This is a genomic window from Mycobacterium sp. 852002-53434_SCH5985345, from assembly GCF_001667155.1.
Taxonomy (GTDB): domain Bacteria; phylum Actinomycetota; class Actinomycetes; order Mycobacteriales; family Mycobacteriaceae; genus Mycobacterium.
Window position 1 is genome coordinate 1 of the sequence record NZ_LZIE01000045.1, and the last position, 755, is coordinate 755.

Consider the following 755-nt stretch of genomic DNA (forward strand, 5'->3'; position numbering starts at 1 on the left):
TTCACGCCGAAGACGAAGTTGACGATGCTGGCGTCGCGGGCCGGGCTGGTGATGGATCCGGGCTCGAAGGTCACCTACAACGGGGTCGAGATCGGCCGGGTGGGCAACATCGCGGAGACGGTGCGTGACGGCAAGCCGGCCGCCAAGTTCACGCTGGAGGTCTACCCCCGATACCTGTCGCTGATTCCGGCCAACGTGAACGCCGACATTAAGGCGACCACGGTGTTCGGCGGCAAGTACGTCTCGTTGACAACGCCGCAAAACCCGTCGCCGCAGAAGCTCAACCAGCACACGGTGATCGACGCGCGCTCGGTGACCACCGAGATCAACACCCTGTTCCAGACCGTCACCTCGATCGCGGAGAAGGTGGATCCGGTCAAGCTGAACCTCACGCTGAGCGCGGCCGCCCAGGCGCTGACCGGGCTGGGCGACAAGTTCGGCCAGTCGGTGGTCAACGCCAACGCGATCCTCGATGACGTCAATCCGCAGCTGCCGCAGGCGCGTCATGACATTCAGCAGCTCGCCGGGCTGGGCGACACCTACGCCAACGCGGCGCCGGACCTGTTGGACTTCCTGAACAACGCGGTCATCACCTCGCGGACCATCAACGCGCAGCAGAAGGATCTGGACCAGGCGCTGTTGTCGGCGGCCGGGTTCGGCAACACCGGCGCCGACATCTTCAACCGGGGCGGCCCGTACCTGGCGCGCGGCGCCCAGGACCTGGTGCCCACGGCCCAGCTGCTGGACACCTACAG

Annotated in this window: 1 protein-coding gene; it reads left to right on the forward strand. The window is 66.1% G+C overall.

Features of this window, described 5'->3' with window-relative positions; all coding sequences use genetic code 11:
* The coding region (locus A5756_RS09980; protein ID WP_156659383.1) for an MCE family protein at positions 1–755 on the forward strand (755 nt) is incomplete at both ends.